The organism is Pseudomonas sp. L13 (genome assembly GCF_009935965.1).
GTDB classification, from domain to species: Bacteria; Pseudomonadota; Gammaproteobacteria; order Pseudomonadales; family Pseudomonadaceae; genus Aquipseudomonas; species Aquipseudomonas lactis.
The window spans coordinates 188212-203687 of record NZ_QODJ01000003.1 but is presented as its reverse complement, the minus strand read 5'-3'; the positions used below and the strand labels follow the sequence as shown (position 1 = coordinate 203687).

At 61.7% G+C, this 15476-nt stretch carries 15 protein-coding genes; 10 read left to right on the top strand and 5 right to left on the bottom strand.

The window, feature by feature from the left end:
- Positions 1-111 precede the first annotated feature (111 nt).
- Complete coding sequence (gene quiC, locus DK871_RS03765; RefSeq protein ID WP_161904024.1) at positions 112-2013, top strand: 3-dehydroshikimate dehydratase QuiC; 1902 nt, start codon at positions 112-114, stop codon at positions 2011-2013.
- A 77-nt stretch (positions 2014-2090) separates the two neighbouring features.
- On the top strand, positions 2091-2756 hold the full coding sequence (locus DK871_RS03760) for a TetR/AcrR family transcriptional regulator (RefSeq protein ID WP_032895207.1): 666 nt from the start codon (positions 2091-2093) through the stop codon (positions 2754-2756).
- Positions 2757-2897: 141 nt separating this feature from the next.
- On the opposite strand, the gene DK871_RS03755 is transcribed toward DK871_RS03760, so the two are convergent.
- Together DK871_RS03755 and aroQ are read right to left on the bottom strand one after the other, a co-directional pair.
- Positions 2898-3746: a shikimate dehydrogenase gene (locus tag DK871_RS03755; protein WP_375139724.1), complete on the bottom strand. Its 849-nt coding sequence runs from the start codon at positions 3744-3746 to the stop codon at positions 2898-2900.
- The gene (gene aroQ / locus DK871_RS03750) at positions 3746-4192 is read right to left on the bottom strand and encodes a type II 3-dehydroquinate dehydratase (protein ID WP_003194361.1); all 447 of its coding nucleotides are present in this window, start codon (positions 4190-4192) and stop codon (positions 3746-3748) included. The genes DK871_RS03755 and aroQ overlap by 1 nt, the downstream gene beginning before the upstream one ends.
- Positions 4193-4231: 39 nt before the next feature.
- On the opposite strand from aroQ, the gene DK871_RS03745 reads away from it, so the two are divergent.
- Genes DK871_RS03745 through DK871_RS03735 form a run of 3 tightly spaced genes read left to right on the top strand, consistent with a single transcriptional unit; the run spans position 4232 to position 5433 of the window.
- Entirely contained in the window at positions 4232-4525 is a 294-nt protein-coding gene (locus tag DK871_RS03745) for a hypothetical protein (protein WP_161904023.1), read from the top strand.
- A gap of 18 nt (positions 4526-4543) precedes the next feature.
- Positions 4544-4972 (top strand): DUF4160 domain-containing protein, encoded by a 429-nt coding sequence (locus DK871_RS03740; RefSeq protein WP_161904022.1) that lies wholly within the window; start codon positions 4544-4546, stop codon positions 4970-4972.
- Positions 4969-5433: a DUF2442 domain-containing protein gene (locus DK871_RS03735; protein ID WP_161904021.1), complete on the top strand. Its 465-nt coding sequence runs from the start codon at positions 4969-4971 to the stop codon at positions 5431-5433. Before DK871_RS03740 ends, DK871_RS03735 begins: the two co-directional genes overlap by 4 nt.
- 116 nt (positions 5434-5549) lie before the next feature.
- Here the strand turns inward: DK871_RS03735 and trmA are convergent, their stop codons facing one another.
- Together trmA and DK871_RS03725 are read right to left on the bottom strand one after the other, a co-directional pair.
- Positions 5550-6629 carry a tRNA (uridine(54)-C5)-methyltransferase TrmA gene (gene trmA / locus DK871_RS03730; protein WP_106111427.1) on the bottom strand — a complete coding sequence of 360 codons (1080 nt, stop codon included), beginning with the start codon at positions 6627-6629 and terminating at the stop codon, positions 5550-5552.
- Positions 6626-7921, bottom strand: coding sequence for an NCS2 family permease (locus DK871_RS03725; protein ID WP_003194342.1), 1296 nt, complete (start codon positions 7919-7921; stop codon positions 6626-6628). Before DK871_RS03725 ends, trmA begins: the two co-directional genes overlap by 4 nt.
- A gap of 188 nt (positions 7922-8109) precedes the next feature.
- Between DK871_RS03725 and DK871_RS03720 the strand changes: the two genes are divergently transcribed.
- From DK871_RS03720 to DK871_RS03705, 4 genes are all read left to right on the top strand, one after another.
- Positions 8110-8556: a DUF4879 domain-containing protein gene (locus DK871_RS03720; protein WP_161904020.1), complete on the top strand. Its 447-nt coding sequence runs from the start codon at positions 8110-8112 to the stop codon at positions 8554-8556.
- Positions 8557-8653: 97 nt separating this feature from the next.
- Positions 8654-9178 carry a (2Fe-2S)-binding protein gene (locus DK871_RS03715; RefSeq protein WP_032895224.1) on the top strand — a complete coding sequence of 175 codons (525 nt, stop codon included), beginning with the start codon at positions 8654-8656 and terminating at the stop codon, positions 9176-9178.
- Positions 9175-10164 (top strand): xanthine dehydrogenase family protein subunit M, encoded by a 990-nt coding sequence (locus DK871_RS03710; protein WP_161904019.1) that lies wholly within the window; start codon positions 9175-9177, stop codon positions 10162-10164. Before DK871_RS03715 ends, DK871_RS03710 begins: the two co-directional genes overlap by 4 nt.
- Positions 10161-12344: a xanthine dehydrogenase family protein molybdopterin-binding subunit gene (locus DK871_RS03705; protein ID WP_161904018.1), complete on the top strand. Its 2184-nt coding sequence runs from the start codon at positions 10161-10163 to the stop codon at positions 12342-12344. Before DK871_RS03710 ends, DK871_RS03705 begins: the two co-directional genes overlap by 4 nt.
- 136 nt (positions 12345-12480) lie before the next feature.
- Here DK871_RS03705 and DK871_RS03700 read toward each other — a convergent pair whose 3' ends face one another.
- Positions 12481-13719, bottom strand: coding sequence for an MFS transporter (locus DK871_RS03700; RefSeq protein WP_161904017.1), 1239 nt, complete (start codon positions 13717-13719; stop codon positions 12481-12483).
- 316 nt (positions 13720-14035) lie between these two features.
- Here DK871_RS03700 and DK871_RS03695 point away from each other — a divergent pair, with 316 nt between their 5' ends.
- Positions 14036-15475 carry a cytochrome ubiquinol oxidase subunit I gene (locus tag DK871_RS03695; RefSeq protein WP_044268827.1) on the top strand — a complete coding sequence of 480 codons (1440 nt, stop codon included), beginning with the start codon at positions 14036-14038 and terminating at the stop codon, positions 15473-15475.
- Position 15476 lies beyond the last annotated feature (1 nt).

Genomic DNA, 15476 nt, shown 5'->3' with positions numbered 1-15476 from the left:
GCTTAGTGTTCGATAATCGCACCAAAAACTAACCGGTTCGTACATTTTAATTGCTGCCTGTAGGCTGGGGGCGAATAATTTGCCACAAACAACAATTGCCGGGAGTCTTCCATGCAACGTTCTATTGCCACTGTGTCCTTGAGCGGCACCCTGCCGGAAAAACTCGAAGCCATTGCCGCCGCCGGGTTTGATGGGGTGGAGATCTTTGAGAACGACTTGTTGTATTACGACGGCAGCCCCCGGGAAGTCAGGCAAATGTGCGCCGACCTCGGCATCGCCATCACCCTGTTCCAACCGTTTCGCGATTTCGAAGGCTGCCGCCGCGATCGTCTGGCGCGCAACCTGGAGCGCGCCGAACGCAAATTCGATTTGATGCAGGAGCTGGGCACCGACCTGGTGCTGGTGTGCAGTAACGCCTCGGCCGACAGCGTGGGTGACGAACGTATTCTGCTTGATGACCTGAGCCTGCTGGCCGAACACGCCGGCAAGCGCGGCCTGCGCATCGGCTATGAAGCCCTGGCGTGGGGCAAGCATGTGAACACCTGGCAGCAGGTGTGGAACCTGGTGCGCCAGGTCGACCACCCGAGCCTGGGTGTGTTGCTCGACAGCTTCCACACCTTGTCGCTCAAGGGCGACCCGAGTGCCATCGCCCAGATCCCGGGCGACAAGATTTTCTTCGTGCAGATGGCCGACGCGCCGATCCTGTCCATGGATGTGCTGGAGTGGAGCCGGCATTTCCGTTGCTTCCCAGGCCAGGGCGAATTTGACCTGGCGGGCTTTCTTGCGCCGATCATCAAAAGTGGCTACAGCGGGCCCTTGTCCCTGGAAATTTTCAACGATGGTTTCCGCGCCGCGCCCACCCGCGCGAATGCGGCGGATGGCTTGCGCTCGTTGCTGTACTTGGAAGAAAAAACCCGCCAGCGCCTGGCGCAGGAAGCCCCCGCTGCGCCGGTGGACATCCTGTTTGAAACCCCGGCGGCCAGCGAGTACGACGGTATCGAGTTCCTGGAATTTGCCGTGGATGAAAGCCTTGGCGCCAAACTGAGTAATTGGCTGGAACGCCTGGGGTTCGCCAGGGCCGGCCAGCATCGCTCGAAGAATGTGAGCCTGTTGCGCCAGGGCGATATCAACCTGATCCTCAACTGCGAACCCTATTCCTTTGCCCACAACTTTTTCGAGGCCCATGGCCCGTCGTTGTGTGCCACGGCGGTGCGGGTCAAGGACAGTGCCAAGGCCCTGGAGCGGGCGGTGGCCTACAAGGGCCAGCCTTACCGCGGCCTGGTCGGCCCCAACGAGCTGGAGTTGGCCGCCGTGCGTGCGCCGGACGGCAGCCTGATTTACCTGGTAGACCCCAGCGAAGGTGGCTTGTACGACACCGACTTCAACCTGCAGGCGGCCACACCCGCCAGCGGCGGCTTGTTGCGCATCGACCACATGGCCATGGCCTTGCCGGCCGACAGCCTCGACAGTTGGGTGCTGTTCTACAAAAGCCTGCTGGATTTCGAAGCCGATGACGAAGTGGTGCTGCCCGACCCTTACGGCCTGGTGAAGAGCCGTGCGTTACGCAGCCGTTGCAGCTCGATCCGCCTGCCGCTGAATATTTCCGAAAACCGCAACACCGCGATTTCCCACGCACTCTCCAGCTATCGTGGTTCGGGTGTGCACCATATTGCCTTTGACTGCGCGGACATTTTTGCGCAAGTGCGCCGCGCCAAGGAAGCCGGTGTGCCGCTGTTGGACATCCCGCTCAACTACTACGACGACCTGGCGGCGCGCTTCGATTTTGACGATGAGTTCCTCAGCGAACTGGCGTACTACAACGTGCTGTACGACCGCGACGCCCAGGGCGGTGAGCTGTTTCATGTGTACACCGAGCCGTTCGAAGGGCGGTTTTTCTTCGAGATCATCCAGCGCAAGCACGGCTATGCCGGCTACGGCGCGGCCAACGTGGCGGTGCGTCTGGCGGCGATGGCCAAGTCACGCAGCGGTGCGGTGCGCCAGGCCCGTTTATAAGGGCAGGGTGGGTGCTTCCTTCGGGGAGCGCCTCGGCCCATAATCGGGCCTGCCCAAGCAATCGCCGTGAGCGCACCATGACCTTGACCCCTGACCTCTGCGCTGTGTCAGACGCACCGCGCAAGAGTCGCAAGAACAATCCGGAAAAGACCCGCGAAAATATTCTGCAAGAAGCCATTGTCGAGTTTGTTCAGCAGGGCCTGGCCGGCGCACGCGTGGACGCCATCGCCGAGCGCATCCATACCTCCAAGCGCATGATCTATTACTACTTCGGCAGCAAGGAGCAGCTATACGTCGAGGTGCTGGAGAAGCTCTACGGCGATATACGCAACACCGAAACGCGCATGAACCTCACCGCTCTGGAGCCGCGTGAGGCGATTCGCCGGTTGGTGGAATTCACCTTCGATCACCACGACCAGAACGTGGATTTCGTGCGCATCGTCAGCATCGAAAATATCCACAACGCCGAGTACGTCAAGCGCACCGAGACCATCAAGGCGATGAACAGCAAAATCCTGGAAGGGCTGGGGGAGACCTTGCGCCGCGGGGCTGAGTTGGGCCTGTTTCGCGAAGGGCTGGAGCCGCTGGATGTGCACTTGCTGATCAACTCGTTCAGCTTTTATCGGGTGTCCAACCGGCATACCTTCAGCGAGATTTTCCAAATCGAGCTGTCGGATGAGGCGATCAAGCAGCGCCATCGGGAGATGATTTGCGAGTCGGTGCTGCGCTACCTGCAAGCCTGAGAGCACCCGTTTTCATGGCTGAACCCAATCAATGTGGGAGCCGGGCTTGCCCGCGATAGCGGTCTGTCAGTACCCCATAGGTTGACTGGCCCACCGCTATCGCCGGCAAGCCAGCTCCCACATTTTGATGGGTTTGCATCCCTAGGTATTCATGCTCTGAAAATGTGCCAGCATCCGGTCTGCATCCGCCACCTCGCCGCTGAATAACTCAAACGCCTTCACCGCCTGAAACACCGCCATATTGCCGCCATCCAACGTACGGCAACCCAAGGCGCGAGCGTCACGCAGCAGTTGGGTTTCCAGCGGGAAGTACACAATCTCCGCTACCCACACTTCGGCCCGCAACAACGCCGCTGGCACCGGCGTGCCGGGCAGCTTGGCCATGCCCATCGGCGTGGTGTTCACCAGGCCATCGGCTTCGGCCATGGCGTTTTCCAGGTGGCTACCGACTTGAGCGCTACCGGCACCGAACTGCCGGGCAAGGTTATCCACAAGGTCCTGGGCGCGGGTGCGGTCGACATCGAAGATGCTCAACTGCTCCACGCCTTCTGCCAACAGCGCATGGGCCACCGCCGCGCCCGCACCACCGGCGCCCATCTGCACCACACGTTGGCGCGGTACGTTGTGCAAGTTGCGCCGAAAGCCTTCGGCGAATCCCAGGCAGTCGGTGTTATGGCCGATGCGCTTGCCGTCCTTGAACACCACGGTATTGACCGCGCCAATGCCCCGGGCCTCATCGGAGAGTTCATCGAGCAGCGGCAGGATCGCCTGCTTGCACGGGTAGGTAATGTTCAGCCCGGTGAAGTGCATCAGTTCGGCGGCCCGCAGTAATTCTGGCAGGGCGTTGAGGTCCAGGTGCAGCGGCTCCAGGTCGATCAGGCGATACAGGTAGCGCAAGCCTTGGGCGTCGCCCTCCTGTTCGTGCAGTGCCGGGGTGCGTGAGGCCTGGATGCCGGCGCCGATCAGGCCGGCGAGAATGCGTGGCTTCATCAGGTGCGTCCCTTCAGCGTATGGCTGAAATGTTCCAGGGCCAGGTGGTAGCCATGGCTGCCAAACCCGGCCAGCACGGCCTTGGCGATCGGTGACACAAACGAGTGATGACGAAAGGCTTCACGGGCGTGCACGTTGGATAAATGCACTTCGATCACCGGCACTTCACTGGCCACCAGGGCATCGCGGATTGCGACCGAGGTGTGGGTCCAGGCCGCCGGGTTGATCACGATACCGGCGCAGCGGTTGCGGGCGGCGTGGATCCAGTCGAGCAATTCGCCCTCGTGGTTGGTCTGGCGAAACTCGATGGTCAGCCCGAGTTTGTCGGCGCTGCGCCCACACAGGGCGGCAATGTCAGCCAGGGTTTCATGGCCATAAGTGGCAGGCTCGCGGGTGCCGAGCAGGTTGAGGTTGGGGCCGTTGAGCACCAGCACGATGGGCGGCATAGAGGCTTCTCCACAGTTCTTATTGGTTGTGGAGTCAAAATGTACTGGTTGGTTAATTTGGTCAATGGATGGCAGCGGATCTGTTCGGTGATCGAACGTTTAATCAAGGCAGGTGCTCCATCAACGGCTGGCGCGTATTCAGTTGAAGTATTGCGCGGGGTTGCTGAACGAGGAAGATTTGCGGGCTTTGGAGGGAATTTCCAGCGTTTGGCATCAGTGGTTACAACCCGGCATTCGCCGGGTTTTTTATGGTTACTAATCTGTGAAACAGCTTCGGGAATAGGAGCCGGTTGTCGGGTGTGCAGAGGGAAATTGTTACCTGACGGAAAATAACCTAACGGATGGGTTACGATGAAAGTAGGTGCTTACAAAGGCTATGTCATTTCGGTGTTTATCAGGGATGAGCATTGCCCGCCCCATGTGCATGTCAGGGGCAAGGGATGGGATGCGCGGTTTCGTTTCAGTTTCCTGGATGGGGAAGTTGAGTTGTGGGATGTAGAGCCTGAACGGAGGCGGCCACCCATAGCACTTCTGAAAGAGATACGCGGGGCGATCATGCAGCGGCACTACTTGGCGCGGGCACGCAGGATCTGGTGGGAAAAGCTGCAGACGGTTTGCCTGGAGAATCATTCCTGGAATTGGGACGCTGGTGAGTTGGTTCCAGGGTTGGTCATTCGACCGGGCGTCTACGTCATCGCAAGCGCCCGGCACGACGTTGTCGAGCAACGGACTATTTTGAATCTGGTAAGAGCGCCAGATTGCGTGGGGATTAATTTATGAAGATCGTAAAAGCTAAGGTCAAACCTTATGTACCTCTCACTGAGGCCGACGTTGACAAGGCAATCGCCCGTGGGCGCAAGTTGAAACGCCTGTACGCCAACGCCAGCAACGTACGTTATGAAAACGAGTGCCTCTCCATTGGCTTCAGCGATGGCAGCCGCGTCGTGTTGCCGGTGGCTGGCCTGCCGGAGTTCGAAGGGTTTTCAGCGAAGGATTTCCAGCAGTTGGAAGTGACGTTCGGTGGCAAGGCGATTAGCTGTGAGGCTCAGGACCTGGATGTTTCGATCACAGGGTTGATCGCTACAAGCCAGCCGCTGATGGACCTGGCAACCAGCCTGGTGGCATCGCGCAATGGTCGCAAAAGCAGCGCGGCCAAGACCGCAGCGGCCCGGGCCAATGGCAAGAAGGGTGGGCGGCCACGCAAGGACGTACCGCAGCCCCCAGAGACGCCAGACACTTGAATAAACTGTAGGAGCGAGCTTGCTCGCGAAAAACCCACAGGCACCGCGTTTATCCAGGAAGCACGCGTTATCGTTGACGTTTTTCGCGAGCAAGCTCGCTCCTACAACCTGCAGGTTTATCGGCGGGTCAGTAACACACCCGACTCCATATGGTGCGTCCACGGGAACTGGTCAAACATTGCACACTGGGTGATCCGGTGCGTGTCGTGCAGTTGCGCGATGTTCGCCGCCAGCGTCTCCGGGTTGCAGGAGATGTACAGGATGTTGTCGAAGCGCCGGGTCAGCTCGCAGGTGTCCGGGTCCATGCCAGCGCGGGGCGGGTCGACGAAGACGCTACCGAACTCGTAGCTTTTCAGGTCGATGCCGTGCAGGCGGCGGAACGGGCGCACGTCGTTCAGGGCTTGGGTGAGTTCTTCGGCGGAGAGGCGCACCAGGGTGACGTTATCCACGCCATTCTCATCCAGGTTGCTCAGGGCCGCATTCACCGAGGTCTTGCTGATCTCGGTGGCCAGCACCTTGCGCACGCGGGTCGCCAGCGGCAAGGTGAAGTTGCCGTTGCCGCAATACAGCTCCAGCAAATCGTCCGGGCGGTCGCCCAGCGCTTCATAGGCCCAGTTGAGCATCTTCTGGTTCACCGTGCCGTTGGGCTGGGTGAACGCGCCTTCGGGTTGGCGGTAGCTGAAGGTGCGGCCACCGACGTCGAGTTTTTCCACCACATAGTCATGGCCGATCACATCGCGCTTGCCCTTGGAGCGGCCGATGATGCTCACATTCAGCTCAGCGGCCAATTTGTTCGCGGCGGTGTGCCAATGCTCATCCAGCGGGCGGTGATAACACAGGGTGATCATCGCGTCGCCGGCCAGGGTGGTGAGGAACTCCACCTGGAACAGCTTGTGGCTCAGGGCTGCGCTGGCTTGCCAGGCGGCCTTGAGTTGCGGCATCAACTGGTTGATGCGCTGGCTGGCGATGGGGAATTCTTCGATGAGGATCGGCGTGCGCTTGTCCTCCTGGGAGAACATCGCGTAGTGGCGCTCGCCGCCTTCGCGCCACAGGCGGAACTCCGCACGCAGGCGAAAGTGCTGCAGCGGCGAGTCGAAGACCTGCGGCTCGGGTGCGTCGAACGGTGCCAGCAGGTCACGCAGGCGCGTGACCTTGTCTTGCAGTTGAGCGGTGTAGCTTGCGGCGTCAAAAGTCATGCGTTGAACCAGCCCAGCTTGATCACAAACAGGATCGACAGGATCACCAGTGCCGGGTTCAGCTCACGGTAGCGGCCCGAAAGCAGCTTGATGGCGGTCCAGGCGATGAAACCGAAGGCGATGCCGTTGGCGATGGAGTAAGTGAAGGGCATCGCCAGGGCGGTGATCACCACCGGCGCTGCTACTGTAATGTCGTCCCAGTCGATTTCGGCCAGGCCTTGGCTCATCAGCACCGCCACAAACAGCAAGGCTGGCGCGGTGGCATAGGCCGGCACGCTGGCGGCCAGTGGCGAGAAGAACAGCGCCAGCAAGAACAGGATGGCGACCACGATGGCGGTCAAGCCGGTACGACCACCGGCGCTCACGCCCGCGGCCGATTCGATGTAGCTGGTGGTGGTCGAGGTACCCAGCAGGGAACCGGCCATGGCAGCGGTACTGTCGGCGATCAGCGCACGGCCCATTTTCGGCATATGGCCGTCCTTGCCCATCAGGCCGGCGCGCTTGGCGACGCCGATCAGGGTGCCGGAGTTGTCGAACAGGTCAACGAACAGGAAGGCGAAGATCACGCTGACCAGGCCGATGTCCAGCGCGCCCTTGATGTCCAGCTGCAGGAAGGTCGGGGCCAGAGACGGCGGTACCGAAGTCACGCCGATGAACGGCGTGAAGCCCAGGACGATGGAGGCGACGGTCACCGCCAGGATGCCGATCAGCACCGCGCCGCGTACGGCCAGGGCTTCCAGCGCGACGATCAGCACGAAACCCAGGGTGGCCAGGATCGGTGCCGGTTGTTTCAGGTCGCCCAGGCCCACCATGGTGGCTGGGTTGCTCACCACGATACCGGCGTTATGCAGGGCGATCAGCGCCAGGAACAGGCCGATGCCGGCGGCAATCGCCGAGCGCAGCGGCAGGGGGATGGCGTTGATGATCCACTCACGAATGCGGAAGATCGACAGCAGGAAGAACAGCACCGCCGAAATGAATACCGCGCCCAGCGCCACCTGCCAGGTGTGACCCATGTGCAGGACCACGGTGTAGGTGAAGAAGGCGTTGAGGCCCATGCCCGGTGCCAGGGCAATCGGGTAGTTGGCGATCAGGCCCATCACGGTCGAACCAATGGCCGCCGCCAGGCAGGTGGCGACAAACACCGCGCCCTTGTCCATGCCGGTCTCGCCGAGGATGCTCGGGTTCACGAACAGGATGTAGGCCATGGCCAGGAAGGTGGTGATCCCCGCGAGAATCTCGGTGCGCACATTGGTGTTGTGGGCTTTGAGTTGAAACAGCTTTTCCAGCATGCCGGCTCCCTGTGACGCGAGTGTGCGTCGTGATTTGTTGACCTCTAAGTCAAAGCACAAACTGCGCCAAGCGCTTGTGGATTCAGAGAGGATCGGAAAAAGCGGCGCATCATACCAGCAGCCGAGGCTGTGTGGCGCATGGGCTTGAGGCATACTGCGCCGACGTTCAACAGCCGGTCATCGACAGCATGAAAAAAGCCAACCCGTGGAGTCTAGCTCTGATCGCCAGTATCAGCCTGTGGCTGGGCGCGGCACCGGCATGGGGCGCGACTGCACCGGCCTTGAGCGAGGTGCGGGTGTTCCAAGTGCAATCGACGCGTTGCACGGAAACCATCCCGGAGCGCGCCAGCAGTACGCAGATGTGCACGCACCGTGGGCCCACCCAGGTTTCGGTGATGGAAGTGGGCTTGGGCAACAACCCCGTCGGGCAATTCAATGGTGCGGTACTCAACGGCCAGCGCACGGCGGTCTGCCAGGTCGGTAACATCAGCCAGGCATGCGATGGCGCAGGCACGTTGATGGGCTACATCTATGTGTTCGACCTGGATGTCGAAGGCCCAGGCGGCTTTGTGTACAGCAATTCATCGATCAACCCGCCGCAAAATACCCTGACGACCACCCTCAATATCCACTGATCAATCATCTTGAACGCTCAAAACCCCGGGAAGTCGTACCCCTTGAGACGGCGATTTTCCTGAACGCCGCGGACGTACACCAACCCGTGAGGTGTTTATGAGCGCGACCCCCAATGGCGCGGCGGCCCAGCCGTTCGTCGCCCACCCGATACGCCTGACGCTCAACGGCCAGGCTCGCCAACTGAACGTGTTGCCCTGGACCACCTTGCTGGACTTGTTGCGCGAACAGTTGGACCTGGTAGGCAGCAAAAAAGGCTGCGACCACGGCCAGTGCGGCGCCTGCACCGTGTTGCGTGACGGCAAACGCGTGAATGCCTGCCTGACCCTGGCCGTGATGTGCGACGGCGCCGAATTGACCACCATCGAAGGCCTGGCCGACGGCGACCAACTGCACCCCATGCAACAGGCCTTTATCCAGCACGACGCGTTCCAGTGCGGCTATTGCACCCCTGGCCAGATTTGTTCCGCCGTGGGCCTGGCCAATGAAGGCCGCGCCCACGACCGTGCGCAGATCCAGGAATTGATGAGCGGCAACCTGTGCCGCTGCGGCGCCTACAACAACATCCGCGATGCCATCGAAGACGCGCTGCCGGCCTGCCGTCGCCAGGGAGGTGAGTCATGAATCCCTTCCACTACAGCAGGCCGACCGATGTGCAGCAGGCCGTGCAGATGAGCAGCGCCGCCTCGCGCTTTATCGCCGGTGGCACCAACCTGCTGGACCTGATGAAAGAAAACATCAGCCATCCCGAGCACCTGATCGACATCACCGGCTTGCCGCTGCATGACATTCAAGAGACCGCCGAAGGTGGCTTGCGTATCGGTGCGCTGGTGAGCAACGCCGACCTGGCCTGGCACCCGCTGATCGAGCAGCGTTACCCGTTGCTGTCCCAGGCCATCCTCGCCGGGGCGTCGCCGCAGTTACGCAACATGGCCAGTACCGGCGGCAACCTGTTGCAGCGCACCCGTTGCTATTACTTCTACGACGCCGCGGTGCCGTGCAACAAGCGCCAGCCCGGCAGCGGCTGCCCGGCGCGCAACGGTTTGAACCGTATCCATGCGATCCTCGGCGCCAGTGAACAGTGCGTGGCCACCCATCCTTCAGACATGTGCGTGGCCCTGGCGGCGCTTGCGGCGCGGGTGCATGTAGAAGGACGCGGCGGCGCGCGGATGATCGAGTTCGCCGACTTCCATCGCTTGCCAGGCGATGCGCCGCAACGTGACAACCAATTGGCCGACGATGAGTTGATCACCGCGATTGAACTGCCCGCCGATCACCTGGCCCGCCACAGCCACTACCTGAAAATCCGCGACCGGGCCTCCTATGCCTTCGCCCTGGTGTCGGTGGCTGCCGCCTTGGAGCTGGACGGTGATGAAATCATCGACGCCCGCCTGGCCCTCGGCGGTGTGGCGCATAAACCCTGGCGTGATCGCGCAGTGGAAGCCTTGCTGATCGGCCGCACGGTCAGCCGCGAAACCTTCAGCGCCGCCGCCGACGCCCTGCTGCAAGACGCCGAACCGTTGGAACACAACGGCTTCAAGGTCAAGCTGGCGCGACGCGCAATCATTCGTGCCCTGAGCGACGCCGCCGTCGCAGGAGAACAGCCATGAGCGCCATCGGCAAACCCCTGGACCGCGTCGACGGTCTGCTCAAGGTCACCGGCCAAGCGCGCTATACCGGTGAATATCCCGAGGACGGCCTGCTGCATGGCAGTGTGGTGTCGAGTTCGATCGCCAAAGGCCGGGTGGTGCGCATCGATGCGTCCAAGGCGTTGGCGTTGCCCGGTGTAGTGGACGTGATCCATCACCTCAATCGGCCAAACATCGCCAGCTACGATGAGGCCTTCGCCGATGCCGATGCGGCCGATGGCTCGCCTTTTCGCCCGCTGTATAACGACCGCGTGCTCTACAGCGGCCAGCCCCTGGCCCTGGTGATCGCCGATAACCTCGAACTGGCGCGGCACGCCGGCTCGCTGGTGCAAATCGACTACGCGCCTGAAGCCTTCGAAACCGACCTGCTCACCCAGCAAGCGGCGGCGCACCCGTCGCCCCAGACCCCACCCAAACCGCGAGGCAACTTCGAGGCTGAATGGGCCGGTGCCGCAATCAGTCTGGACTTGCACTACAGCACGCCCATCGAGCATCACAACCCGATGGAGCCCCACGCCAGCACCGTGCTGTATCAGCCCGACGGCACCCTGCATATCCATGACAAGACCCAGGGCCCGCAGAACTGTCAGGCCTACGTGCAAAAAGTCTTCGGCCTGGACAAGCACCAGGTGCGCATCTTTGCTGCCTTTGTCGGGGGCGCCTTTGGTTCGGGCCTGCGCCCGCAATACCAGTTGCCGCTCGCGGTGATGGCGGCCATGGCGCTCAAGCGCTCGGTGCGCGTTACCCTGACCCGCCAGCAGATGTTCACCTTCGGCTATCGCCCGCGCACCTTGCAGCGTTTGCAGATGGGCGCCGCCGCCAATGGGCGCTTGCTGGCGCTGGGGCATACCGCGATTGGTCAGACGTCGCGCTTCGAGGATTTCAGCGAGCACGTGGTGGAGTGGAGCGGCATGCTCTATCACTGCGACAACGTGCAACTGACGTACAAGCTGGCGCCGTTGGATGTGTTTACCCCGCTGGATATGCGCGCCCCCGGCGCCGCGCTAGGTGTGCTTGGCCTGGAGTGCGCCATGGACGAACTGGCCTGCGCCCTGGCCATCGACCCGGTGCAATTGCGCCTGATCAACTACGCCGAACGTAACCAGAACGAAGACAAACCCTGGTCGAGCAAGGCCCTGCGCGAGTGCTACAGCGAAGGCGCCGAACGCTTCGGCTGGCACCAGCGCAACCCGGAACCGCGCAGCATGCGCGACGGCCGCCAGTTGATCGGCTGGGGCATGGCCGGCGGCGTGTGGGAAGCCATGCAGATGAAGGCCAGCGCCAAGGCGCGCCTCGATGCCGAGGGCACGCTCACCGTCAGCAGCGCCACCACCGACATTGGCACCGGCACCTACACCGTGATGACCCAGATCGCCGCCCAGGCCAGTGGCGTGGCGATGGCCGACGTGCGTTTTGTGCTGGGCGATTCGTCGTTGCCCACCGCGCCGTTGCAGGGCGGCTCATTTACCGTCTCGTCCGTCGGCACCGCCGTGCAGCAAGCCTGTGAAGCGCTGAATGCCAAGTTGCTGGAGATCGCCCGGCAGACTTATCCGGTGTTCAAGGATGCCGAAGCGGTTCGGTTTGAAGACGGCCAGCTACACAGCGGTGACGTGAGCGTGTCGTTGGCGCAATTGGTCAAGGACAGCGGTGAAGAGGCCCTGGAGGTACAGGTCGACAGCCAGCCCGACAAGAAGCGCGAGGGTTATGCCAGCGCTACTCACTCGGCGGTGTTCGTCGAAGTGCGGGTGGATGAAGACCTGGGCACCATCAAGGTCAGCCGTGTGGTCAGCGCCATTGCCGCCGGACGCGTGGTCAACCCCAAGATGGCCCGCAGCCAGATCCTCGGCGGCGTGGTCTGGGGCGTTGGCATGGCCCTGCATGAAGAGACCCAGGTCGACCATCAACTGGGGCGCTACATGAACCACAGTCTGGCCGAGTACCACATCCCGGTGAACGCCGATATCGGCGAGATTGACGTGCTGTTTGTCGAAGAGCACGACGAGATCGTCAACGCGCTCGGGTCCAAGGGCGTGGGGGAAATCGGCATTGTCGGGGTGGCGGCGGCGGTGGCGAATGCGGTTTACCACGCCACCGGCAAGCGGGTTCGGGAGTTTCCGATTACCTTGGATAAGGTGTTGTAGCGCAAACCTTCAGACCAATGAAGCTCCAATGGGGGAGCTGGCTTGCCTGCGATAGCGGTGTATCAGCCACCAGCAAGTTGCCTGATACACCGCTATCGCGGGCAAGCCCGGCTCCCACAGGATATGGCGGTGACGCCTATAACTTGGTTTCTTCCACCGGCACATGCATGCGATCACGGTTGGCCAGAGTCGGGAACAGCTTGATCCACACCCCGGTCACCACCAGCGTGCCAACCCCGCCCATCACCACCGCAGGCACCGTCCCAAACCAGTGGGCAGTAATCCCGGACTCGAACTCGCCCAACTGATTGGACGCGCCGATAAACAGGCCATTGACCGCGCTCACCCGCCCGCGCATTTCATCTGGCGTTTCCAACTGCACGAACGACGCACGGATCACCATGCTGATCATGTCCGCCGCGCCCAATACCACCAGCACCGCCAGGGAAAACCAGAACGAGGTCGACAGGCCGAAGGCGATGGTTGCCACCCCGAACACGCCGACGGCGGTGAACATCACGCGGCCCACTTGGCGGTCCACCGAAAAGCGCGCCAGCCATAACGACATCAGCAGCGCGCCCACGGCCGGTGCCGACCGCAGCAGGCCCAGGCCCCAGGCGCCGGTCAGCAGGATGTCCTTGGCGAACACCGGCAACAGCGCGGTGGCGCCGCCCAGCAGCACGGCAAACAGGTCCAGGGAGATGGCGCCGAGAATGTCCGGGCGGCTGCGGATAAAACGAATGCCGGCCAGCAGCGAGTCCATGGTGGCCTTGGCTTTGTTTAGCGGAGTCTGGCGTGCGGGCAGGTTCAGGGTCAGCACGCAGGCGATCAGGTACAGCGCCACGGTGGGGCCGTACACCCACACGCTGCCAAACGCGTAAAGCAGGCCGCCCAAGGCCGGTGCGACGATGGTCGCCAGTTGCTGGGCCGATTGCGAGGCGGCCACGGCGCGGGGGAACAGCGCGCTGGGCACGATGCTCGGCAACAACGCCTGGGTGGTGGGCATTTCAAATGAACGGGCGGCGCCCAGCAAGAAGGCGAGGATAAAGATCATCTCGCGGGTCACGTTGCCGGTCAGGCCACCGATGGCCAGGGTCAAGGCAATCAGCGCCTGCAAGGTCTGGCAGATGGCTGCGACCCGGCGGCGCTCATAGCGATCCGCCACGTGCCCGGTGTGCAGCATGAACAGCACGCGCGGTATGAATTCCACCAGGCCGACCAGGCCCAGGTCCAGCACATTGCCGGTCAGTTGGTAGAGGTTCCAGCCGATCGCCACGGTGAGCATCTGGAAGCCGCTGGCGGTAAAGATCCGCGCCAGCCAGAACGCGATGAAAGGGCGGTGGTGACGTAACAGCAACGCAGGTTCACTGGGCATCGGCAATCAGGTCGGCAACGGGAGAATGGCGAGATTAGCATCAAGCTGTAACAAATAGTTGCAAGAACTGAGCTGAGGCAAGCTGTCACGCGGCAAAAGACCACACAGTCCTACAGCAAAAATGGGACTACTCTTTCAACGATGCTTGATCCAGATCAAAACCTGCCCCGGAATTGCTCTGGCGGCCGCAAGGCCAGATTCCCCACGCGATGGGTAATAAAAGAAACGAATTGAAATTCGCCACACTCCATATCCGTGGGGGCAGTGGGTGCAGGCTCCCAGCCAGCAGCCGGTATTACCTGACAGAGGAAGACTTATGTTCGGTTTGGAGGCGCTAGATCTCGCCCGAATTCAATTCGCGTTCACCATCTCATTCCACATCCTGTTCCCGGCGATCACCATCGGCCTGGCCAGTTACCTTGCGGTGCTGGAGGGCTTGTGGCTCAAGACCCACAACGACACCTACCGTGACCTCTACCATTTCTGGTCGAAGATCTTTGCCGTCAACTTCGGCATGGGTGTGGTATCGGGCCTGGTTATGGCCTACCAGTTCGGCACCAACTGGAGCCGCTTCTCGGACTTCGCCGGCTCTGTCACCGGGCCGTTGCTGACGTACGAAGTGCTCACGGCCTTCTTCCTCGAGGCCGGTTTCCTGGGCGTGATGTTGTTTGGCTGGAACAAGGTGGGGCGCAAGCTGCACTTTTTTGCCACGGTGATGGTGGCCGTGGGTACGTTGATCTCCACGTTCTGGATTCTTGCCTCCAACAGCTGGATGCAGACGCCCCAGGGTTTTGAAATCATCGATGGCCGCGTGATCCCGACCGACTGGCTGGCAGTGATCTTCAACCCGTCGTTCCCCTACCGCCTGATGCACATGGCCACGGCTGCTTTTGTTGCCACGGCGTTCTTCGTCGGCTCGTCGGCGGCCTGGCACCTGCTGCGCGGCAAGGACAACCCGGCGATCCGCAAAATGCTCTCGATGGCGATGTGGATGGCGCTGATCGTTGCGCCTATCCAGGCGGTGATTGGCGACTTCCACGGCCTCAATACCCTCAAGCATCAGCCGGCCAAAATCGCGGCGATTGAAGGTCACTGGGAAAATATCGGCAACGAGCCCACGCCGCTGATCCTGTTCGGCTGGCCGGACATGAAAGCCGAGAAAACCAAATACGCGGTCGAGATTCCGTACCTGGGCAGCCTGATTCTGACTCACTCCCTCGACAAGCAAGTGCCGGCGCTCAAGGAGTTTCCGCCTGAAGACCGGCCCAACTCGACCATTGTGTTCTGGTCGTTCCGGGTCATGGTTGGCCTGGGGTTCCTGATGATCTTCACCGGTCTGTTCAGCCTGTGGCTGCGCCGGGGCGACAAGATGTACACATCCAAGCCATTCCTGTACCTGGCGTTGTGGATGGGCCCGTCTGGCCTGATTGCGATTCTGGCCGGCTGGTTCACCACCGAAATCGGTCGCCAGCCCTGGGTGGTCTACGGGTTGATGCGCACGGCGGATGCCTCCTCCGGGCATAGCCTGACGCAGATGACCATTACCCTGGTGTTGTTCGTGGTGGTGTACTTCGCGCTGTTCGGCGCGGGCCTGGGTTACATGATGCGCCTGGTGCGCAAAGGCCCCGTGACCCACGACAGTACCGAGCCGGCCCATGGTGGCCCTGGTCAGAAACGCACCCCGGCGCGTCCGTTGTCTGCTGCCGACGATGGCAGTGATAACGACCACGACCACATCCAGCACAAGGGGAATTGAG